At 40.9% G+C, this 23,174-nt stretch carries 20 protein-coding genes and 1 pseudogene; 7 read left to right on the forward strand and 14 right to left on the reverse strand.

Annotated elements, in window-relative coordinates:
• The first annotated feature begins 37 nt into the window (after window positions 1-37).
• Together V7K97_RS05475 and V7K97_RS05480 are read left to right on the forward strand one after the other, a co-directional pair.
• Entirely contained in the window at window positions 38-1,183 is a 1,146-nt protein-coding gene (locus tag V7K97_RS05475; RefSeq protein WP_334799727.1) for a group II intron reverse transcriptase, read from the forward strand.
• A 6-nt stretch (window positions 1,184-1,189) separates the two neighbouring features.
• Window positions 1,190-1,639: pseudogene (locus V7K97_RS05480) on the forward strand (class I SAM-dependent methyltransferase); the annotation flags it as partial.
• Between the two features lie 68 nt (window positions 1,640-1,707).
• On the opposite strand, the gene V7K97_RS05485 reads toward V7K97_RS05480, so the two are convergent.
• A complete protein-coding gene (locus V7K97_RS05485) occupies window positions 1,708-2,205 on the reverse strand; it encodes a GNAT family N-acetyltransferase (protein WP_334799728.1) in 498 nt (165 codons plus the stop codon).
• 413 nt (window positions 2,206-2,618) lie between these two features.
• Between V7K97_RS05485 and V7K97_RS05490 the strand changes: the two genes are divergently transcribed.
• From V7K97_RS05490 to V7K97_RS05505, 4 genes are all read left to right on the forward strand, one after another.
• Window positions 2,619-2,819, forward strand: coding sequence for a hypothetical protein (locus tag V7K97_RS05490; protein ID WP_334799730.1), 201 nt, complete (start codon window positions 2,619-2,621; stop codon window positions 2,817-2,819).
• Window positions 2,820-3,294: 475 nt separating this feature from the next.
• On the forward strand, window positions 3,295-5,508 hold the full coding sequence (locus V7K97_RS05495; RefSeq protein WP_334799731.1) for a PAS domain S-box protein: 2,214 nt from the start codon (window positions 3,295-3,297) through the stop codon (window positions 5,506-5,508).
• 53 nt (window positions 5,509-5,561) lie between these two features.
• Entirely contained in the window at window positions 5,562-6,005 is a 444-nt protein-coding gene (locus tag V7K97_RS05500; protein ID WP_334799732.1) for a response regulator, read from the forward strand.
• A gap of 105 nt (window positions 6,006-6,110) precedes the next feature.
• Window positions 6,111-7,289 carry a hybrid sensor histidine kinase/response regulator gene (locus V7K97_RS05505; protein ID WP_334799733.1) on the forward strand — a complete coding sequence of 393 codons (1,179 nt, stop codon included), beginning with the start codon at window positions 6,111-6,113 and terminating at the stop codon, window positions 7,287-7,289.
• 71 nt (window positions 7,290-7,360) lie between these two features.
• Here V7K97_RS05505 and V7K97_RS05510 read toward each other — a convergent pair whose 3' ends face one another.
• From V7K97_RS05510 to V7K97_RS05565, 12 genes are all read right to left on the reverse strand, one after another.
• On the reverse strand, window positions 7,361-8,080 hold the full coding sequence (locus V7K97_RS05510) for a DUF4079 domain-containing protein (RefSeq protein ID WP_334799735.1): 720 nt from the start codon (window positions 8,078-8,080) through the stop codon (window positions 7,361-7,363).
• A 193-nt stretch (window positions 8,081-8,273) separates the two neighbouring features.
• Complete coding sequence (locus tag V7K97_RS05515; RefSeq protein WP_334799736.1) at window positions 8,274-9,875, reverse strand: glycosyltransferase family 39 protein; 1,602 nt, start codon at window positions 9,873-9,875, stop codon at window positions 8,274-8,276.
• A gap of 321 nt (window positions 9,876-10,196) precedes the next feature.
• Window positions 10,197-11,846 carry a glycosyltransferase family 39 protein gene (locus V7K97_RS05520; protein ID WP_334799737.1) on the reverse strand — a complete coding sequence of 550 codons (1,650 nt, stop codon included), beginning with the start codon at window positions 11,844-11,846 and terminating at the stop codon, window positions 10,197-10,199.
• A gap of 102 nt (window positions 11,847-11,948) precedes the next feature.
• Window positions 11,949-12,743, reverse strand: coding sequence for a GNAT family N-acetyltransferase (locus V7K97_RS05525; RefSeq protein WP_334799738.1), 795 nt, complete (start codon window positions 12,741-12,743; stop codon window positions 11,949-11,951).
• A gap of 532 nt (window positions 12,744-13,275) precedes the next feature.
• On the reverse strand, window positions 13,276-14,196 hold the full coding sequence (locus tag V7K97_RS05530; protein WP_334799739.1) for an NAD(+) kinase: 921 nt from the start codon (window positions 14,194-14,196) through the stop codon (window positions 13,276-13,278).
• Between the two features lie 6 nt (window positions 14,197-14,202).
• A complete protein-coding gene (gene nuoK, locus V7K97_RS05535) occupies window positions 14,203-14,508 on the reverse strand; it encodes an NADH-quinone oxidoreductase subunit NuoK (protein WP_196516315.1) in 306 nt (101 codons plus the stop codon).
• A 59-nt stretch (window positions 14,509-14,567) separates the two neighbouring features.
• Window positions 14,568-15,182, reverse strand: a complete 615-nt coding sequence (locus V7K97_RS05540; RefSeq protein ID WP_334799742.1) for an NADH-quinone oxidoreductase subunit J — start codon at window positions 15,180-15,182, stop codon at window positions 14,568-14,570.
• Between the two features lie 76 nt (window positions 15,183-15,258).
• Window positions 15,259-15,843 carry an NAD(P)H-quinone oxidoreductase subunit I gene (ndhI, locus tag V7K97_RS05545; RefSeq protein ID WP_334799743.1) on the reverse strand — a complete coding sequence of 195 codons (585 nt, stop codon included), beginning with the start codon at window positions 15,841-15,843 and terminating at the stop codon, window positions 15,259-15,261.
• A gap of 186 nt (window positions 15,844-16,029) precedes the next feature.
• Entirely contained in the window at window positions 16,030-17,148 is a 1,119-nt protein-coding gene (gene nuoH, locus V7K97_RS05550; RefSeq protein WP_334799746.1) for an NADH-quinone oxidoreductase subunit NuoH, read from the reverse strand.
• A 280-nt stretch (window positions 17,149-17,428) separates the two neighbouring features.
• Window positions 17,429-18,565 (reverse strand): citrate synthase, encoded by a 1,137-nt coding sequence (locus V7K97_RS05555; RefSeq protein ID WP_334799747.1) that lies wholly within the window; start codon window positions 18,563-18,565, stop codon window positions 17,429-17,431.
• Between the two features lie 108 nt (window positions 18,566-18,673).
• Entirely contained in the window at window positions 18,674-19,168 is a 495-nt protein-coding gene (sixA, locus tag V7K97_RS05560) for a phosphohistidine phosphatase SixA (RefSeq protein ID WP_334799748.1), read from the reverse strand.
• A 441-nt stretch (window positions 19,169-19,609) separates the two neighbouring features.
• Window positions 19,610-19,765 carry a hypothetical protein gene (locus V7K97_RS05565; protein ID WP_334799749.1) on the reverse strand — a complete coding sequence of 52 codons (156 nt, stop codon included), beginning with the start codon at window positions 19,763-19,765 and terminating at the stop codon, window positions 19,610-19,612.
• A gap of 381 nt (window positions 19,766-20,146) precedes the next feature.
• On the opposite strand from V7K97_RS05565, the gene V7K97_RS05570 reads away from it, so the two are divergent.
• Complete coding sequence (locus V7K97_RS05570; protein WP_334799750.1) at window positions 20,147-22,285, forward strand: sensor histidine kinase; 2,139 nt, start codon at window positions 20,147-20,149, stop codon at window positions 22,283-22,285.
• 62 nt (window positions 22,286-22,347) lie between these two features.
• Here V7K97_RS05570 and V7K97_RS05575 read toward each other — a convergent pair whose 3' ends face one another.
• Complete coding sequence (locus V7K97_RS05575; protein ID WP_334799751.1) at window positions 22,348-22,839, reverse strand: DUF29 domain-containing protein; 492 nt, start codon at window positions 22,837-22,839, stop codon at window positions 22,348-22,350.
• Window positions 22,840-23,174: the final 335 nt, after the last annotated feature.

The raw sequence follows: 23,174 nt of genomic DNA on the forward strand, positions 1-23,174 counted from the left end.
CAGGTAAATGTGGTTTTTCGGGTAGGGGAAGTTTCTGATGTCCCAAAGTCTGAATCAGAAAGTTTGCAAGATTGTAGGAGGGGTAATTACCCCACTACTGGCAAATATTGCCCTCCACGGGATGGAAGAACGAATAAAGCAATTTGCCGACACGCTTCCACGTAGAAGTGGGTTAGGTAAAAGGGACAACAGAAAAGCCCTAAGTGTTATTCGTTATGCCGATGACTTCGTAATTCTCCACGAAGACATAAACGTTGTCCAAAGATGCCAGAGTATTATCTCTGAATGGTTAAAAGGCATGGGACTTGAACTGAAACCAAGTAAAACTCGCCTAACCCACACCTTAAATAAGTATGGAAATGAAGAACCAGGATTTGAATTTCTTGGTTTTAACGTCAGGCAGTTTCAAGTGGGAAAAAACCACTCAAAACAAGGTTTCAAAACAATCATCACCCCAAGCAAGGAAAAGCAAAAGATACATTACGAAAGAGTAGCAAGTATCATCAACGACCATAATGCAACGTCACAATTGGCGTTAATCAGCCGATTAAATCCGGTAATAAGAGGATGGTCAAACTACTACTCAACCGTGGTAAGTAAGAAATCTTTCGCCACAATAGATAACTTAATGTATCCAAAGCTAAAAGCTTGGGCAAAACGTCGCCATCCCAATAAATCAGGGGAATGGGTGTCAAAGAAATATTGGCAAACCATTGGCGGGGATAATTGGGTATTCGCAACCAAGCAAGAAGGTAAAAACCCAATGCAATTACAATCACACACGGAAACAAAGATTGTCCGTCATGTGAAAGTTAAAGGCGATGCCAGTCCTTATGATGGCAACCTAATTTACTGGAGTTCAAGAATGGGTACACACCCGGAAGCAAGTAAAAGGATGTCCACACTCCTTAAAAAGCAAAAAGGGAAATGTACTCACTGCGGATTGTACTTTCGAGAGTCAGATGTACTGGAGATTGACCACATAATCCCTCAAAGCAAAAAGGGAAAAGACGAATACAAAAATCTCCAGATTCTACATAAACACTGCCACGACACAAAAACAACTGAAGATGGTTCGGTTGGAGGTACGCAAGACAAGCGCCAATTCATTGAGGAGCCGGATGAGGTGAAAGTCTCACGTCCGGTTTTGAAGACGAGCGGTTCTCGTGAGGGAATCGCTTAGTTTAACCGCTTACTTGAGCGTCTTGCCACTCAGTTTCCCGACCTGCGAGCCACCGGATTGGATTTATCTGCTAATATGTTGCGGGTAGCAAGACAGAGTAACCGCCACCGTCCACGCTTAATTTATATCGAGGGGAAAGCTGAGTCTCTTCCCTTTGCTGATGGTCAATTTGATGCTGTTTTCAGCACTATCAGCTTCTTGCACTATTTAGAACCTAAACAAGTGGTTAGCGAGATAGCACGAGTACTTTCTCCCGGTGGACGGTTTTATTTGGTTGACATTACTTCTGAAAAAGAGGCAGAACCTCAATTATTGCCAATCTCTCCCCGTGGAATTAGACTCTACAGCCCTAATCAACGTCAACTTCTTGGCTCCTCTGCTGGGCTATTGTGTTTGAATCACCACTATTTACTAGGGCCTGTCTTACTAACGATTTTTGCGAAACCTTCGATTTGAAAATGGGGAATTGGGAAGAGTGAAAGCTTGGAAACATTTTGTATCAAGCCTTGTTCTGCATATCTTAATTACGAATTAGTCTGACCTTGATGTTTCATAAACACCACAGGAACCCTAAGCAGCCTTTTAGCTAACTGCGAGAATCTAAACTTACCATTGAGTGTAGACAAGCCTCTTGTCCTGGAAAATTGTGGTAAGTCTTCAAAAGATATTGGCACAAAGTCAAAGCGACTGTAAAACTGCGCCAGTCGCTCACCTAAACATTCTAGATAAAGTGGTTGCGTTGCTATATTAATCAAATGCTGCGTTAGCAAAGTACCTAAACCGCAACCTCTCCAAGCTGATGCAACGACCAAACTACCAAGTTCTTGTGCCTCTGAAAAGTTACGTAGCTGTCCGCAAGCTATCAGATTCTCATCGGATTCAATTACCCAAAATTGCTGCCAATTTAATTGAGTTGGGTCGAGTTTCGCTGATAACACCAGCAATCTAATCGACCACTGATCCGCAGAGGTTGCCTTCCGCAGTACACATCCAGATGGTAACGATAGATTTCTTTGGTTCATTAATTACACGGGGAGCATCCCAATGAGAGCTTAAATCTTTTCCCTCACCCCCAGCCCCTCTCCCATCTTTGGGAGAGGGGAGACATAATTCTAATTCCCCGAATCCCAAAGATGGGAGAAGGGGTTAGGGCTATCAAGGTTTTTGCACATTTGGCATGCTCCCATTACACGTTGATAGTTTGGATCACAATCATCACATTATATTATTCAATCAGATCATTATTTCCTTAACTATAGCAAGGGTTTTGAGGTTAACAATTCTATATTTGGGGATTTTTGTCAGCATATATGAGTAGTACCAAACAATACTTACGATAGAGGAACGAATCAGCCATAATTAGATTCTGGATAGATACACTCACACCTCTAATTTTTTAAGATAATCTCAACAATAAATCATTAGGAATGTAGTCATGGCTGAACAACAAAAACAAAAATCTAATAATCAAGAAACTACGCCTACCGCTTCTGGTGGCTACCAAACCCCCATCGACGAAAGTATCCGCAAAACTGGCGATGCTGAAAAGAGTGATGCTAAACCAACTGCTACTCCAGAAGCACCAGGAGAGGATTCTGTCGCAGGTAGCCCCAATCAGGGAACTGAGTCTCGTTAATTGGTTTGAAGTTTCTCAAATTTTAATCATCTCGCGGGATCTTTTGTTGTAACTCTAATACAGTAAATATAGAGTGGATATGTGGTGTAACAGCTATAATTATCCACTCATTTTTTTGTATCAAAAACTGCATGCATCATCTCTAGAACACCAATTCAGTAATCCTGAAAGAACCTCTCCCCCAACCCCTCTCCGAAACGGAAAGGGGAGTTTGACTCCCCCAACGCTCCGAGCGTTAGGGGTTGGGGGTTTAGGTTTTTGATTACTGCATCATTTTTAGGTAGGTGCGTTAGCGTAGCTTACCGCAGGTATCGCAATCTGAAATCCCAATGCATCCAGCAGGATAAATGTAGCCTTCAAGATATATAATTATACCTACGTAATAACACTGTATTGTTGAATTCAAGGATCGCCAGCAACTTCCGATGAGAGCTAAAACTGATGTGATTATTAGCTAAAGTTTTGCGAGTATTCTATGAACAAACTGTTAAGAAGATTGGTTGCAGGCGGTTTTAGCTTGGCATTACTGCTATTATGCGGCGTCGGAACAGTTTCTTACTTAAGTATCCAAAGGTTGACCGAAGAAAAGCGCTGGGTATTTCATACTCATCAAGTTATAGAAGACCTAGATCATCTGCGTATCGGTCTCAGTAATGCTGAAGGCGCACGAAGTAGTTACATTCTCACGAAAAACACAGTTTACCGAGAAATTTATCAAGATGAGAAGCAGAACGTCTATCAGCTGCTTAAAGTCATCCGACAGCAAACTAGTGATAACCCTAGCCAACAAGGGCGGCTTGATACACTTGAACCCCTGATTGCACAGAAATTTTCTGTGCTTGAGCAATCCATCGATTTGGTTGGCCAAGAAAGTTTAGATAAGTCAACTCAAATAGCGATCGCTAATCGGAGTATAGAGATTAGCGAACAACTCCAGGCAATGCATAATGAAGAAAAAACCTTATTGCAACAGCGAATAGCAGTTACAGATCGTCTTTTTGGCCAAGTCTTGATTGTAGTAGGCCTGGCGTATGCTTTGAGTTTCCTTTTGCTAATTGTGGTTTACTTACTGCTGCAAAAGCAAATTCGCCTTAACAAGGCTTTATCACAAGAAGCCATTCGTCTAGAACAGCAAGCCGCAAAAGCAAAACTGGCAGATATTTTAGAGACGATTACCGATGCCTTTGTTGCCCTCGATCGCAACTCATGCTACACCTACGTCAATCAGAGAGCGGCACAAATATTCAACCGCCAGCCCGCAGACTTAATTGGCAAAAATATTTGGGAAGTATTTCCCGAAGCTGTTGAACATCAGTTTTATCATTCCTATTTCCACGCTCTGGGAGAACAGCGAGTGATTCAGATGCAGGAATATTATTCACCGTTCGATGGCTGGTTTGAATATTCGATGTACCCCTCACCGGAAGGAATATCAATTTTCTTTCAAGATATCACTCGCCAAAAATTGGCAGAAATTGCCTTAGAGAAAAGCGAACGACGCTATCGTTCATTGGTGGTTGCCACTTCTCAAGCGATTTGGATAACTAATGCTAATGGCGAGGTAGTAGAAGACATTCCATTTTGGCGAACTTTGACAGGGCAAAGTGAGGAAGAAGTCAAGGGGTGGGGCTGGCTTGATGCAATTCATCCTGAAGATCGAGAACGAACATCACAAGTTTGGATACAGGCACTTGAGAGCAAAGGTATTTATCAAGTTGAGCATCGTGTACAAGTTGCAGATGGTAGCTATCGATTTTTTGCCGTGTGTGCAGTTCCCGTCTTGGATGCCAACGACGAAATTCAAGAGTGGGTGGGCGCTGACACCGATATTACAGAACAACAAGCTGCACTGCGCGATCGCAACCTTGCACAACTAGCACTACAACAGGCTAATCAGGAACTAGAAATCAAAGTACAGGCGCGGACGGCGGAATTACAAAAGCTGAATGAGGAGCTAAAATGCTCTAACCAAGAGTTAGAGCAATTTGCCTATGTAGCTTCCCATGATTTACAAGAACCATTGCGAGCCGTGGCGGGCTATAGCCAATTATTAGAAAATGAATATCAAGACCGTCTAGATGAGTATGCACAGGAATACTTTGCTTATATTATCGATGGGGCAAAGCGAATGCAGGAGTTGATTCAAGACTTGCTAGTTTATTCTCGTGTGGGAACTCGCGGCCAGGAATTTGCCCTCGTTGACTGTAATGTTGCACTCAGTCTAGCTCTTAGTAATTTACATATAGCGATCGCTCAAAGCAAAGCCATCATCACCCATGACCCTTTGCCAAAGGTACTCGCAGACAAAACCCAAATGGTACAGTTATTTCAAAATCTGATCAGCAATGCCATCAAGTTTTGCCGACAAGAGCCACCCCAGATTCACATTGGCGCACTTCTCAGAACAGCAGGCGAACCAGAAGAAAAACTCCTAACTAACTCTTCACTACTCACTCAGCACTCAGAGTGGCTCATCTGGGTACAGGATAATGGCATCGGTATTAAGTCTCAATATCTTGAGCGGATTTTTGAGGTTTTCCGCCGTCTTCATACTCGTCGAGAATTTCCTGGTACAGGCATTGGTTTAGCTATCTGCAAAAAAATCGTCGAGCGGCATGGTGGTAACATCTGGGCTGAGTCAGAACTGGGCCTAGGAACAATATTTTATCTTACCCTCAACGCAAATTAAGGTATCTTTAGTATATATACTAAACAACTGCTTAATAGCATACTAATAAGCGCATGAATCATCAGGCATTGCGACCCATTGAAGTTTTGCTAGTTGAAGACTCTCCAAGTGATGCGAACCTAACCATCAAAGGCTTTTTAAATGCTCAAATCGCCAACAACTTGCACTGGGTTGAAGATGGTGAAAGTGCTATGAACTACTTACCAGAACAAGAAGAGTTTACTAATGTTCCTCGTCCAGATTTAATCTTACTCGACTTAAATCTTCCAGGAATGGATGGGTGCGAAGTGTTAACAGAAATCAAATCAGACCCAAATCTAAAGTCCATTCCTGTTGTCATCATTACTACTTCAACTGATGAGCAGGATATCCTACGCTCCTATAATCTCAGTGCTAATTGCTATGTCACAAAACCAATTGATATATACCAGTTTATTCAGGTTGTGCAGTTGATCAAAGATTTCTGGCTGATAGCAGTAAAATTACCACAAAAGTAATTGGGTTGGAAATTTCAATTGTTGCCTATAGCACTAGAAAATTAAGCCCTATCTGACAAATAGGAAATCAGGCGATTATCTAACAAATTGATATAACCCTGTACTATGGAAAAGCTCACAATTCACATTCTATTAGTAGAAGATAGTGCCAGTGATGCCCATCTGCTACGCCAGATATTTTTACATACAGATCAAAAACAATGGCAGATGTTACGTGTTGAACGGCTATCTGAGGCCATAGATGCAAGTAGGGAAAACTTCACGTCCGCCCTTGATAATTCTCAGATAGGGAGTCAAAGGCAACGTAGATTCGACTTAGTTTTGTTAGACCTCAGCCTCCCAGACTCTATTGGACTGGACACGTTGAAAGAATTTCAGGCAGCAGTACCTGATATCCCAGTTGTGGTACTAACAGGACTTGATGATGAAGATTTAGCACTGCAAGCATTAGCAGAAGGCGCACAAGACTATCTAGTTAAAGATCAAATTACTATACAACGGTTAGTGCGTGCCATTCGCTATGCCATTGAAAGAAGCGAAATTCTCAACCAACTACGGGAGAGCGAAGAACGCACCCGTCAAGCCCTGGCAAAGGAACAAGAACTCAACGAGTTAAAGTCCAACTTTGTCGCAATGGTTTCCCACGAGTTCCGCACCCCGATGACTACGATTCGGACGGCTGTAGATATCCTTGAATACAACAGCGATAAACTAACTAATGACCGGAGAATTAAATATTTTGAGCGAATACAAAATGCTATCAACCAGATGCTCGATCTCTTAGATGAGATATTGTTCTTGAGCAAAACGGAAGTAGCCAAACTCGAATACAACCCTACACTTGTAAATTTAGAAAATTTCTGTAGCGAACTCACAGATATTCTTCAACTCAATGCAGGTAATCACCACAGCATTATCTTTACTTTTCAAGGGGAATCGACTGAAGCCAAAATAGATGAAGACCTCCTAAATTGTATCTTAACTAATTTGATTTCTAATGCTATCAAATATTCTCCTCAAAATAGTACTATTTGGTTTGATTTGATATGTCAAGATCGCCTCGCAACTTTCCAGGTAAGAGATCGGGGAATCGGCATTCCTCTTAAAGACCAAACCCATCTGTTTCAAACCTTCTATCGCGCCAGTAATGTGGGTGTAATTCAAGGAACAGGACTAGGACTTACTATAGTTAAAAAATGTTTGGAACTACATGGTGGTCATATTCAATTACAAAGTGAGCAGGGTGTTGGCACAACAGTAATTGTAACTATGCCACTGCAATGATTATGCACGTAAATGATAAGAGTTGGGTATGGGGCATTGGACATAGTTATTCCCCTTGTCTACTCTCCTACCTATTTTCTTACTTGAGAATCTGGCGTTGGACAAGTTCTCTTAGCAAAATCGCACTGATAAATATAGGGTTCTTGCCAACTCAGGGGAATTTCTAATAAGTCTCGTGTCCCTGTCATACCTTGCCCGATAAATAGCAACAAAGCAATGCAGTTTAAAATCACATGGACAGTACGCCAGCGATTGGACTTATCTTGATAAATATCTTGAACAATTGCTAATGAAAAAATCATCAGGAGTGCTGCGGTAATACCAATATAATAATGTGACCAATACCACTCACTGCTGGCGCGATATACTCCATCCTGACAGCCTATAATTACTAAACCTGCACCACTTAAAGTTGCAAAAACTCCCCGCCATAAACGCTGCCTTGCTTGATAAAGAAATACTAAAGAGGCGATAGTTGCAGCAAACATTAAGAGGATAAAAACAACTTGAAAAGGTGCTTTATTCCATAAGTTATTTTTGATAATATTTTTGCCAATAGGGTAGCTTAATCCGATTAAAGTTAATCCGACAACTGCACTTGTTAGCCATTCACCTAACTGCTTATGTTCTGCACCCACCACTAGAGGAATTTTACTCTTATTTGCGGCTAAAATTTGCAATCTGCGTTGGCGTGTTTGCCAAGCAAAATTAACCACTGTACCGATGAGTGGAAACACGAATATAACTGCGATCGCTGGATGTAAAAGACCAAGAAAATCTGTTAGTTCCATATAACACTTTTTAATGAATCATTAAATTTATCTCAAAAACAATTTAAAGCATCGCACCATCACTTAAATTAATTTCAGATGAGAATCTGTTTAATATTTACTTTTGTGATTTTTAGCTGATTTTAATCAAGTAAATCTTTAAGGATGTTATGTACATACGAACTATTATTATAAATAGTTTGTTACATTTTTTTTAAAATCCGTCATCGTGTGGATTTTCAACTTTCCAGAGCAAGTAATTCTTGTCACTATATACAACAAATGTTTTATAGTGATAACTCGTTTCTATTTGCTTGCGCCAGATATCTGAAGGATCTAATAAAAAAATATCAGTGAACTCATCAGGAATATTGGGAATAGAATGGTCTTTTAATAATTGAAACTGTATTTTTGGCTGTAAAAGATAGCTCAGAGAAAAGACATTACCATAATTAATACCAGAATCATCACTAATCAAAAGTGGATGAGCAGCCTGATTGATAATTTTTGCAACTTGTGGATTACCATAGCTAACAACCTTACTCCACCAAGTTTCTGCCTGAGAATTCACTCCATAAGAGACTAACCCACAAATAATCACTAGTCCCATGATTGTTTGCCAGATTCTCCGGCTGACAAGACTCTCGTTATGTAGTTGAGTTGCTAGTAGGTAAGTAACAGCTAGTTGAATGCCCAAATAAGAAGCTAATAAATAACGTTCGGAAAGTGAGCGTATACCCCCAACAATTAAATCTGGTAGCACTAGAGGTAGTGCAGGAATCACAATCAACATTACGATAAACAACCAGACTTTGTAGTTAGTTGTTCGACAAAGAAAATAAATAGAATATCCAATAAAAATTAAAAAAATTGGCGTAATTACATAGCTAAAGGGATTTTCAAAGCCAAAGTTTAAATCAAGAAAAATCCGGCTCAACTGTAAAAGCCAAGATTTAATTAAAATCTCTAGAGGAAACTGTCTTTTTGTCCAGGTTGTTGAACTGTCAAATTGCAAAAAGTTATCTATCATAACCAACACCCAAGGTGTGAAGGCTAAAAACCCTGCTATAGATGCTAATAGATAAGCTTTAACTGTCCGATTAAATCTAAATTTGGCAGTAGCAATTACATAAATCCCATGAGCAATTGCGACAAATCCACTTAACAAAGATGTATAGAGACTGAGGATCAAAGTTACTGCATAGATTCCCCAAGTTAATATGCGTAATACTTTATGTTTTGATTCTAGCCGTAATGCTCGTAACAATGAGGCGCTACATAGTAATATAGTCACTATCCAAAGAATATATTCTCGTGCTTCTTGGGCGTATACTAGGTGAATCGGGGAGATTGCCATGAGTGCGATCGCAATCTCCGATACCCATACCGATTCTTTAAATAATTCTCGACATAGCCAATAAATACTAGGAAAAATCAACAAGCTGATAAAGGCAGATAAACTTCTAATTACCGTCACTGAATTGCCAAAAATTTCCACCCAAAACCGAGCGATGACATAATATAGTGGTGCATGGTGTGGATCTTCTGTTTCCAAAGACATAATTGTGTTAATTAAGCCTTTCTCCATATTGGGACTTTGGAATTTTGCAAAACTTTCTTTACTAATTATGTGGCCATTAAATATTTGCTGCCTCACTTCATTTGCCGTGTAACCAGAAATCCGTAATGAAGTGAAAGTCTCATCGTGCCAGTAAACTTTGCCGTCAAGGTTAAAAAAGCGAAAAAATACACCAAGCATTAACAGAACGACAATGAGAAATCGCAACTTATTTCGAGCAAGTTTGAGATGCCGCATAACTAAATTTCACAATAACTTGTACACAATTATGTACTCTAAATAAACAACTGTGTGAGATTTACTCACTGCCGTAAAAAATGTATAATTTTATACTTTCTGTCTGCCCATCTGTGTGAGGCATCTAATATGTCATACCTTACACACTAAGTAAGTCGGTGCTAATATTTCCAGCTATGTTAAGGAATTTTCATGTAGGGTGTGTTGTCGCCAAGCGCCGCACCGTCAACAATCTCAGGTGCGTTGCTATAAGGCATAACACACCCTACAGCTAATTTATATTTCTTCATATACATTGAATTTTTCTCACCGACTTACTTATCAACTTACAGATAATTTATTAATAGCTGGGATGTTACGTCGGCGAAAATTGCGATTTTTAGCCAACTTCCAGACTGAATAATAGTTATCACTATAAACAATATTTGTCTTTAATTTATACTGTTTTTCTATTATTTCGCGCCAGGTGTCTGAAGGATTAAGTAAAAATATATCAGTAAACCCATCAGGAATTTTAGGAATTTTTTGGTTGTTCACCAACAGAAATCGCACTTTTGGTTCTAAAAGATAGCTCAGAGAAAATACATTTCCGTAATTATTTCCCAAAGCATCACTAATTAAAAGTGGGCGAGTCGTCTGATTGATAATTTGGGCAACTTGTGGATTGCTATAAATACCTTTATTCCACCAAGTTTCTGCTTGGGAACTCACTTTATAAGAAATCAGACCACAAATAATCACTAATGCCATGATTATGTGCCAAATGCCCCGGTGTGACACACTCCTATTATATAATTGCGTAGCTAATAGATAAGCAACAGCTACTTGGATTCCTAAATAAGATGGGATGAAATATGGTTCAGTGGATGATCGTATACCGCCAGCAATTAAATCTGGCAGTATTAGGGGTAGTGCTGGCACTACAATCAATGTGATGATAAAAAACCAAACTTTATAGTTAGTTGTTAGACAAATAAAATAAATTGAATATCCTACCAAAATTAAAAAAATTGGTGTAATTAAATAGCCTAGAGAATTGTCTGAGGTCAGGTCTACATCAAAAAAAATCCGGCTTAACTGCATCAATAAAAATGGGAATGCAGGTATTAAAGATGACTTCGTTGTTGTTTTGTCTGCTGAAATCAAAAACTGAAAAAAGTCACCGATCACAACTATTATCCAAGGCATGAAGGCTAGAAAACCTACCAGTGATGCTATGAGATAAGTTCTGACAGTTTCAGTCAACTGAAATTTGGCAGCGATCATTACATAAATTCCGTGAGCAACTGCTACAAATGCACTCCAAAGAAATGTATACAGACTGATGGCTAAAGTTACTGCGTAAATGCTCCAGATAGCGAATAAATCTGGTCTTTGTCGTTCTTTTGCTAGCTCATCTTCCAGCCGCATGGCTCGCAGCAGAGACGCACTTGATAGTAAGATGGTAACTAACCAGAGAATATATTCTTGTGCTTCTTGGGCGTATACTAGGTGAATTGGAGAAATTGCCATAAGTGCGATCGCAACACCAGGAACCAATAACGGCACATCAAATAATTCTCGGCAGAACCAATAAACACAAGGAAAAACCAGCAAACTGATGCAGGCAGATAAACTCCTAATCGCCGTCACCGAATTACCAAAGATTTCCATCCACAATCTAGCTATTATGTAATACAACGGTGGATGGTAAGGATCTTGTTTTGCCAAAGACATAATTGTGTCATTTAAGCTTTTTTCTGGATTTGCACCTTGAAACTGGGCAAAACTTTCTCCGCCAATGACACGATTATTAAAAAGTTGCTGTTTTGCTTCATTAACTGTATAACCAGAAATCCGCAATGAGGCATAAGTTTCATCTTGCCAGTAAACTTTGCCATCAAGATTAAAAAAGCGAAACAATATACCCATCGCCAATAAGAAAATAATTAAAAATCGCAACCAACTCGGAGTAGATTTGAGGTGGCGCATAAGTAGTTTTCCCAATAATTTATCTACAATAATCTAGGCGGACTGAATGAGGTGCTTCTGACCATCCTTAGAACTTCCAATCTTTAGCGCAAAATCGAATTTTTACAAAATTTGGTAACGCCATCTAGCAAAGTTTTTGCTATTAGACATAGTTAAAAAATCAATAGTCTTAAACTGCAAATCAATAGCTGGGACACTGCATATTTTAGCCCCAATATTCAAATATGCCTGCAAAATTTTCGGAATTTCAACATTATATGAATCTGGACAATTTTGAGGCAGTTCTAAACAAGATTGTGAATTGGGATAAACCAAAATACTCGGATGCATCAAGCCATTCTGCCGAAAATAATCATAAGCGCAAGTAGCTTGCCAAGGACATTGTGTTAGTAATGATGCACAGCCAAAGAAATATTGGTTTTTACTCCAGATGAGATAATTTGCTAGCCCTTCCCAGAGTAGTAAAAGTGTCTGACTATTGCGGTATTCTTTAGCTATACATGCACGCCCAACTTCTACTGATGCCTGAAGCACAGAATTGGGAATCGCATTAAGATTAAATATATCGGCAGCATCAAAGCCTAGTCTTTGAGAAGCCATTGTATAGGTTTGCATCCGATAAGTTCCAATGGTTTTACCTGTTTGTTTAGAGATCAGGATTAAATGATGGCATACTGCATCAAACTTATCTATATCCATCTGGGTAAAGTTAGAAGTAGAGAATCCCAAATTTAGTTCAAGATTAAAAACTTCAAAACGTAACCGAAAAATTGATTCTAATTCTTCTTCAGTTGAAGCTAGGCGTAGGGTATATTTTTCAGTTTGAAGGACGGGAAAATCTTCAAGAGGGGGAAGAGGATTCAGTGGGTAATTGATGTTGCGTCCAGAAACTTCCATCTATCTTCCTACTTAGATTTGCGAGAATATCCTACTAGAATTTAGGCACTATACAAATAGCTCACATTATGAATTAATGTGTCGAAGCATCATTGAGAGGATTTTCGATTAAAGATCCTTTAGAGCATCTATTCAGTAATCAAAAACCTAACCCAATACGGTTTGGATAAGGTTTTTTGATGACACGCCGTTAATCCCAAAGACGCGATAAATCGCCGTCTTTACCTAACCGAGGGGTTGGGGGAGAGGTTCTTTCAGGATTACTGAACTGGTGTTCTAGAGAGCTTTTGTACTCTCTTGGATTAGGAGTAGAGTGCTTTTATTATCGACATTAATTCCTCAAAAATCTGGCAATAAGATACAAAATTTTCCTTTGATATAAGCTATAAATGCAAGTCAAAGAAGAGGACAAAATCTGGCAGAAAGCCCCCGGATGAATCCAGGGGCTTGGATGGTTTTGGTTGCGATCAGGCGATGTCTACGACGGGCTACGCCTACGCAATCTGCGGTAAATGCACTCTAAAATACTTAATTAATTACGGTGATTATTGCTATAGTGAACCCTTGTACCTGCCCACAGCAACTTCTCCCGCAGCGTCTGATAGTAGGAATTGTTCTCGCGCAAAATAATAAATTTAGCCCGACAATCTGCCATCCGCACATCAACGCGGTGTCCCGGCCAAATTGAAGTCCCCAAAACCCCATCTGTCCACAGCTTGGTACTCAAATCGTAATCACCCAAAGGCCAAATACTCACCACAGAACCAGGGGGTAAAACCAGGGGACGACTAGAAAGGCTCATTGCACAAATGGGAGTGACGGTAATCGCCTCCATACCATCATGCATAATTGGCCCATTGGCAGAAACAGTGTAACCAGTGGAACCTGTGGGAGTGGAAATAATCAACCCATCCCCGACGTATTGATCGACTACCTCACCGTCGATTTCCATTTCCAGAATTGAGGTAATCATTCGGTCAGCCGAGGCGGGTTTGACACAAAATTCATTTAAAGAGAGGTAACGCTCAGTCACAGGTTCCAAATTAGACCCGTGACCCTCATACACCGCAGCTTGTAACATCATCCGCCGTTGGATAGCATAGCGATCCTCAAACAGCCGATCCCAAACTTTCTCCGTATCCTGAAACTCTTCCACCGACTCAGTTAAAAACCCCAGATGACCTCCTACATTCACTCCCAGAATTGGGATGCCAGCCGGGGCTAAATGTCTGGCACTGGTTAAAACAGTACCATCGCCACCGAGTACCAAAGCGAGATCGATTGGTTGACCCGCCGAAGCCAAAAAGACTGGATAGGGGTTGTCTTTTGGCCCGCTAGGCCCCATCAACACTTGGCAATCGCGGCTTTCTAGTTGTTTCGCACAGATTTCTGCCCATTCTTTACTCCGGGCATCCCGCGCTTTATAAGCAATGATTACCTGCTTTAGTTGCACGCACAATTACCACTTCAGGAGATTAAACTGCTCCATATCGACGGTATCGCGGTTGCGATAAATGGCCAGCACGATCGCTAAACCCACCGCCGCCTCGGCTGCCGCCACGGTAATCACAAATACTGTGAAAACCTGACCCTTAATTAATGTTGAGTCAAGGAAGTTGGAAAATGCCATTAAATTCAGATTAACAGCATTGAGCAGTAACTCAATTGACATCAGCACCCGCACAGCGTTGCGGCTGGTAATTACACCGTAGATGCCGATGCAAAATAAAGCTGCTGCTAGTAATAAAAAGTACTGGAGTTGCATGAATCTGGGTATTCCTCTTGAACGATTTGGCTGTTTATCTGCAAATGAAGTCGCAAATATTACTCTTTTGTTTCGCTGGTTGTTGATACCAGTTCTCTGGGGCGTTCTTGCAAAGTCAAAACAGTTTGCCCCGATTCGGATGATGTCAATAGGTCTGGCAAATACTCACGACGTGCCAAAATAATTGCTCCTACCATCGCGATCAGCAGCAAAATGGAAGCCAGTTCAAAAGGTAATAAAAAGTCAGTGAAGAAATGCTCTCCAATCACAACTATAGAACTTTCACCACCCACTACAGGAGCAGTTGAGTAAGCCCAAGGAGTAGCCAGCACCATCGTACTTAAAAGACCAAACAATCCTATACTGACTACACCTGTTAGTACTTTCCGCACCCAAGAGTTAGGAAATGCGACAAAATTCTGCCGCTTGTTCACCAACATAATGGCAAACAAAATCAACACGTTAATCGCCCCAACATAAATTAGTATTTGGGCAGCTGCAACAAAATCAGCATTTAGCAATAGGTAGATTCCCGCCATGCTGATGAACACACCCCCCAGCAAAAAGGCAGAATAGACGATGTTGGAGAACAGCACCACACCAATGGCCGCCCCAATCATCATCACGCCTAGTATGCCAAGTGATACTAACTGTACTCCTTCCGCTAGATTCACTGTTTTTTGTCCTTAGTCAATTGTCATTGGTCATTGGTCATTAGTCATTAGTCATTGGACTTTGGACAAATGACATTTATTTTTCTGTTTGTTCTACTAAGTCTTCTGGACGCGCACCTGCACGCGGCGCATCTGCGGGCAGTCCATGTGGTTCGAGGATGCCTTTGGGTAGGTAAACTAGTTCGCGTAGTGGTGTAACCATTGGGTCATTTGTCACCTTATAGGGCAGACGGCCCAGCGCTACGTTGTCATAGTTCAATTCATGGCGATCGTAAGTGGCAAGCTCATATTCTTCTGTCATTGATAGACAGTTAGTGGGGCAAAATTCCACACAATTACCGCAAAAGATACAAACTCCAAAGTCAATGCTGTAGTGGTTGAGTTTTTTCTTTTTGCTGGCTTTGTCGTATTCCCAATCGACTACAGGCAGGTTAATTGGACAAACGCGAACACAAACTTCGCAGGCGATGCACTTATCAAATTCAAAGTGAATTCTACCGCGAAACCGTTCGCCAGGAATCAGTTTCTCGTAAGGATACTGTACGGTAATGGGACGCCGCCCCATGTGGTCGAAGGTGACAGCAAGCCCCTGACCAATATGACGCGCTGCTTGTACTGTTTCTTTGGCGTAATCACCAACTTGTTTTAGGAACTTTAGCATTTTGTGTCTCTCTCTTCAGGTGATAAAAGTTAGGAGTGAGGAAGTGAGGAGTCAGGAGTGAGAAGTTAGGAGTGAGGAGTGAGGAGTGAGAAGTTAATTAAAAACTCATAACTCCTAACTCATAACTCCTAACTCCTGTACAGACGCGATTAATCGCGTCTCTACTCCTAACTCTTAACTCTCTCATTACCCGCCAAAGGCGAAGGGAAAGGCTAGTTTCAGGGCGGCGGTTAATAGGAGGTTAACCAAACCGACTGGCAACAAAAACTTCCATCCTAAATCTAACAGTTGGTCAATCCGTACCCGTGGCACTGTCCAGCGCAACAGGATGGCGACAAACACTAGTAAATAGGCTTTGAACACAGTCATCGTGATACCCAAAGCCGCAGTTACTATCTGGAACACGGGATTTAATTCACTGACTCCCACCCAACTAGCGATGAGGTTGAGGGGAAGGGGAAAGTCCCAACCGCCCAGGTAGAGAATTGCTACTAGTAAGGAAGAAAGAATTAAGTTGACGTAGGAACCCAGGTAGAACAGACCGAATTTCATCCCTGAATATTCAGTCTGATAGCCGGCGACGATTTCTTCTTCCGCTTCGGGTAAGTCAAAGGGTAATCGTTCGCATTCAGCTAGGGCGGCTATCCAAAAGATCAGAAAACCGATTGGTTGTCGCCAAATGTTCCAGCCCAGGATGCCGTACCCAGATTGTTGATTGACAATATCAACAGTGCTGAGGCTATTAGACATCATAGCGATCGCTAACACCGCCAACGCCAAAGGAATTTCATAACTAATAGATTGCGCTGCTGCCCGCAAGCCCCCTAAGAGGGAGTATTTGTTATTAGATGCGTAGCCAGCCATCAGTAAGCCAATTGGTTGAATGCTTGACAAGGCAATCCACAAGAATACGCCCATGCCCACATTACTAATTACGATATTCTGTCCAAAGGGCACAATCAGGAACGACAGAAACACCGGAATTACAACAATAATTGGGCCGAGGGTAAACAGCCAGGGGTCAGACTTGGCTGGTACTATATCTTCTTTAAATACCAGCTTCAGACCATCCGCTACAGGCACCAGCAACCCAAAAGGCCCCTGGTATTCTGGGCCAATTCGCTGCTGTGCTGCGGCAGAAATTTTCCGTTCTAGCCAAGTAGCAACTAATACCCCCACTGTTGCCCCAATCAGCATCAGTATCATTGGCAGGGGCATCCAAATCGCTTTGGCTGTTCCTGCTGGTATGCCTAAATCCCGGAGGGATTCAATAAAAGTTCCTTGGAGGTCAATTCCTGAATTCATGTTTCCGCTCTTTAAGACATGAGTCATGGTGAGTTACAACTATTAGTTAAATTAATAACTGTAAATTCACCCATTTTAATTTTTGCTGTGATGACGTCCGATTGAAGATTTGTTGCCAATTCCCATGCCTAGTATATCGTTGGATGGTTTGACCACCCTGAAGCGAGATGAGAACTTCTACTTATGGTTGGCATTGAGATTGGCTATTCAGAGGAGAGGGGACTGGGGACTGGGAGAATAAACAATGCCCCATGCCCCATGCCCCATGCCCAATTCCCATTTACCGTTTGTCAATTGGGGTATAAGTAACTTCGTGCAGACCGTTGTAAACTTGGGTAGGACGGAAAATCCGGTTTTCTGCTAGTTGTTCTTTCCAGTGGGCTAACCAACCGGCAACGCGGGCGATCGCAAATATTGGCGTAAACAAGTCTGTGGGAATCCCCATCTTCCTATACACTAAACCGGAATAAAAGTCAATATTGGGATAAATCCCTTTGCTCCCAAGTTTTTCCTCTACCACTCGTTCCATTTCTTGAGCAATGTCATAGAACTTGTCATGGCCAAACTTCTCAAACAGTTGCTCTGCAAGTCCTTGTAAAATTATGGCTCGTGGGTCTTTTACTTTATACACACGATGTCCAAAGCCCATAATCTTAGATTTACTTTGTAGACAGTCCTCTATGTAGGGGCGGACATTTTCTACAGAGCCAATTTTTTCCAACATCTGAATTACTTCTTCATTGGCTCCACCGTGCAGGGGACCTCCCAAAGTTCCCACAGCACTAGCAACCACAGCGTAAGGATCAGTCAAGGTGGAAGCTGTCACCCTAGCACTGAAAGTAGAAGCATTCATTGTATGCTCCACTTGAAGTATCAAGCAGATATCAAAAATCCGCGCCATCAGAGGATCGGGTTCTCGCTCATCGAGCATATATAGAAAGTTGGCGGAGTAGTCTAAGTCATCACGGGGACGGACGGGATCATTGCCTTTTCGCATCAGTTGGAACGCCGCTACCATCGTGGGAATAGTTGCTATCAGGCGCACCACCGAATCTCGAATGTAGACAGGATTATGTAAATCGCGGAGTGAATAAAACAAACCTAAAGCAGCAGCAGAAGCTTGCAAGGCATCCATTGGGTGGCCGCTTTCTGGAAAGCATTTCATCATGTCCCGAATCCGGTACTTTATCCGCCGGTGGTAACGAACTTCATGCTCAAATGTTTCCAGTTCTTCGTTGCTTGGCAGTTTACCCCAGATTAAGAGATAAGCAGTTTCCAAGAATGTACTTTTTTCTGCTAGTTCTTCAATCCTAATGCCACGATATTCTAGTATTCCCTTTTGCCCATCAACATAGCTGATACTTGATTGGGCGGCGGGAATGCCTTCTAAACCAGGCTTGTATTCGCACACCATCATGGCAACACCATTTGCTTTGTGAAATATCTGATCAAGCTAACTTACCAGAAATTTATTGTCGCCATAACAGTAGCCGTTCTAACAACAATCGAAAATGTTGAAAAACTGTTATAGCAGGTACTTGGGTGGTGTCAACCAAAACATCTGACTCCGACCCAGAGGAGAACCTGTTTCTGGTAGTTTTATCCCAATCATACCTGCTTTTTTCAAGACTAAGCTTGCTTTGACTTCTCCCCACAGGAGAATTTCTGCCCAATTGGTCAAATTAGGTTCGTGTCCAACCAGCGCCAGTTGGGTATTTTGGGAATAATTTTTTGGTTCTAACCAGTCTTTGAGCCAACTAGAGATTTCACCATCGGGCGCGAGGTGGCTAGATTCCTCTAATTGGGGGCTTAGTTTTTCTGCTATCAGGATTTCAGCCGTTTGGCGGGCCCGCACTAAGGGACTGGTGAGAATTAAATCAAAGCTTAAACCTAATTTAACAAGTTTTTGGGCAACTTTCTCAGTTTTTTGCCTTCCTTCTTTGGTAATGCTACGCTCTTCATCCTTAATGCCTAATCCCTTGTCTTCGGCGATGCCATGACGAATTAAATATAGTTCCATACTTTTAATTTTCTTAGCGTAGCCCGTGCTGAGTTAGGAGTTACGTCTGGTGTGACTTAATCTATCCTAATCTTAATCATTATTACGTATTCGTTGATCTGCCATCTGTCCGGTACAGTGCGGCGTTAGACATTCTAAGTGTTATGAATATCGCAGCAATAGGTTTAAACCTTGAATAAATCTGTAATCCCGTTGGTTTTTTGTGATAAACGGGTAATTTTCCACTATTGCTGTCGCGATTTTAACGCTATATTCCAGCTATTCACTCAGATAGTCTTGTCAAAAACTCATCTGGCAGCATTGCCGAAACTAAAGAAGCCACAAAATCAGGTGTGTTTCGCGTCACAATTAGCTTCAACTGTATTTTTTCTCTAAATAATCCACATAAGTTTCTCTCGGATTTTCTTGTTCTAGCTCGATTACACCTATTAAACTCTAAGTTTAGGGGTCAAGGTCGGTTAAAGTTTCCAAGGTGGGACTTAGAGGAATAGACGATAGGGTTTCTTGTTGAATTGATGCCAGAACAGACTGAACTAAATGCCAACGTTCTTTAGTGGGTAATTGCAGTACTTGTTTTTGTAGTTCTGGCAATGTCATCAATTTTGACCATTTTTTTGTGTCATAATTATGCTTTTTAAAGAGCAGAAATTATGGACTTTTGAACTGTATATCTAAAATTATATAGCAATCCTAAATGAGTTATGAAAATCCGCGATGTCCAGATTCCAGACTTATTCGAGAAGTCGGGGATCTGATTTTTCACGAATGATTTAGGATTGCTATAGCTTAAAGGATTTTCAGGGAAATTTGTGTAGGCATCAGCATCAGCTAACACTGAGTCGGATATATGAAGGCGTTATTTGATCTATTAATTCGTTGTTAAATCTTTGACCTTTTTAAGTTCACTGAGTATTGTCTTTTACCATAAATGATTTAGGATTGATATAGGAGTTGCCAAGCCGATTAGGACATGAAGTAATGAAATATAATAAGATTGGGGAATTAAAATGGTTTTACAATTTATCAATTCGGCGCAAACAGCTAATTACTTTGTTGATTTCAAAAGTAATTTCTATTGTGGGATTGGTAGGAACAGGGTCTATTTTAATCATTAGTGGTGGGCGAAGTATTTTAGTCAATCAGGCGAAGTCTGAACTGACGGTGACGGAGATTAACTATAATATTAAAATTAATCAGATGGGATTTGGTTTTCGGGGACAATCTGATAACTTGGCAATTATTACTGCTGCCCAAAAACATAGTCAATCCCAGAATTTAAGCCCTGAGTTAAAACAGAAAGTCCAGAAAATATTGGAGAATGAAATTAAAGCCAGAAAAATAGAATATGCTACATTAGTGGGTCGAGATTTACGAATTATTGCGAATGCTAATCACGATCGCACAGGGGAAATCTTTAACCCCAAAAATTTGGTGACAGAGATTTTTCGTAACCCGGAGCAAATCAAAACCAGCGAGATTGTTACCTGGGAAGAATTAGCCAGGGAGAATCCTCCCTTACCACTAAGATTTGCAAAGAAAGAATCCTTGATTCGCTACACAGTCACACCAGTAAAAGATCCACAAACTCGTCGGGTTATTGGTGCTTTATTATCTGGGGACATTGTTAATCAAAAACTACCTATTGTCACTCAAACCTTAGATGCACAAGATGGTGGTTATAGTGCAGTTTATTTACAATCTGTTAGGGGAGAATTGCAGTTAGCGACTGCTGCGATTGAGACGAATCATAGCAATCGTCACCAAAAAGGAAAAAATCCCAAATATTTACTAAATATACCACTACCAAACACATCCCTATTGAAAAGTGCGATCGCCACAAAGGATAAGATTGTGACTGAGCGTATTTCTTTCCAAGGACAAACTTATACTGTAGCCGCCAAAAAACTTCTTAACTATGCAGGGCAACCGGTGGCAGTATTGGTGAGGGGTACACCGGAAACAGATTTAAATACCCTACTCAGAGATAGTCTATCATTACAAGCAGCGATCGCTGTCTTCACATTAATAATTGATATTGGATTAGCTGGAATTTTAACAAGAGCAATCACTCGTCCCATCAGATATCTTACACAAGCATCTCAAAAGTTTTCCCAAGGAAATATGACAGAACGAGCAGAAATTCTCTCTCAAGATGAAATCGGAGAACTGGCAAAAAGTTTCAATCAAATGGCCGAACAATTGTCCTTGAGACAACAGACAAATCAACAACAAATGCAGGAATTACAAACTGCCTTAAAAGAATTACGAGAGACTCAATCCCAGTTAATTCAAGCAGAGAAAATGTCTAGTTTGGGTAAAATGGTAGCAGGGATTGCCCACGAAATTAATAACCCCACTAGTTTTATTTATGGCAATGTATTATTTTTAAATAAATATATAAATGATGTCCTCAAATTATTGCAACTATATCAGCAGTACTATCCTGAAACCAATACGGAAATTAATCAGTTCATTCAAGAAATAGATTTAGATTACTTACAAGAGGATTTACCTAAATTAATAAATTCTCTGGAAGTGGGTAGCGAGCGCATTCAAAAAATCGTCCTTTCCCTTCGCAATTTCTCCCGTCTGGATGAATCAGAGTGTAAATTAGCGGATATTCACTCAGGAATTGATAGTACGTTGATGATTTTGAATCATCGTTTGAAAGTTCAACCTCATCGGTGTGCGATCGCAGTCAGCAAAGAGTACGCAGATTTACCCCTCATCGAATGTTATCCTGGACAGTTAAATCAGGTGTTTATGAACATTCTCAGTAATGCTATTGATGCTTTGGAAGAAGCAATGGAAAACAATTCTATCCAACCCCAAATTCAGATACGTACCCAACAAATTACCCCAGAAACAATTAGTATCCATGTTATAGACAATGCATTGGGAATACTAGAAACACAAGTTGCCAAAATATTTGACCCCTTTTTTACTACTAAGCCTGTAGGTAAAGGTACTGGACTTGGCTTATCTATAAGTTACCAAATCATTACGGATAAACATAATGGTCAGTTAGAGTGTTTATCTACCTTAAGCAAAGGTACAGAATTGATCATGCAAATACCCATCACCCAAAAATCTAGTACAGCACGGCGGGAAGGCTGAGACCAGAGTGAGCAGCACGATTTTGTGAGTAGTGGAAAAGAGCTTACATGATAAGATTATGGTTATTCGTCAACGTTAGGATAAAAATCTAAGTCTAAAATCTCATCGGTAGTAAACGGACAAGCGATCGCAAAGTTCTCTTCTGATAAACCCGTTTCTACTATTGCCTCTCGCCGCGCTCTTTGATAAGTAGTATTAATCCACTCGGCATCATTTAAAAAACGCCGCAAGCGAGGACTTTCTTGCAGCAATTCATCTATATTCAGTCGCTCACGGGTAATGGTAATTTGCCAACTGTGACTACGATGTTCGGGTTGATACTTCCACTTCAACAAATACGACAATACCAACCGTAACGTACTTTGCAACGCCCGTTGTTGACTCTTACCCAAGTCCACCACTTCCTCAATTAAGTTTTCTAAATCCAGTTTGTCCCAGTGGTGCGTAGGCGTAGCCAGTCGTAGACATCGCAAAAGCTCTGCTGTCTGCTCTACCCAAGCACAAAAATCTTGCTCATACAGAGTTTGTAACATTTGCAGTTCTATAGACTTCATGGCGCTTCTCCTTCAGCAATTCTCATTTTAAGGTTTCATGACATTGAAACCCTTGCAGTCAGAGGAATTTACAATTCCTAACAAATCTGAAGATCGCTCAAACGGCGCAAAATCGTTTCAAAATGAGAATTGCTGCTTCTCCTTGGCGAATAAATAGGTAGGCGCAAGTTACAGCAATTTTCAGGTAATTGAACCACAAACTAAGTTAGAATGAAGAGATAACATTGTATGAATAAATGGCAGTATCTTACTCAAAGGATTTGCGTGAGCGTGTGATTAAGGCGTGGGAAGGGAAAGAAGGCTCTCAACGCCAGTTGTCGCAAAGATTTAAGGTC

Source organism: Nostoc sp. (genome assembly GCF_036917815.1).
Taxonomy (GTDB): domain Bacteria; phylum Cyanobacteriota; class Cyanobacteriia; order Cyanobacteriales; family Nostocaceae; genus Nostoc.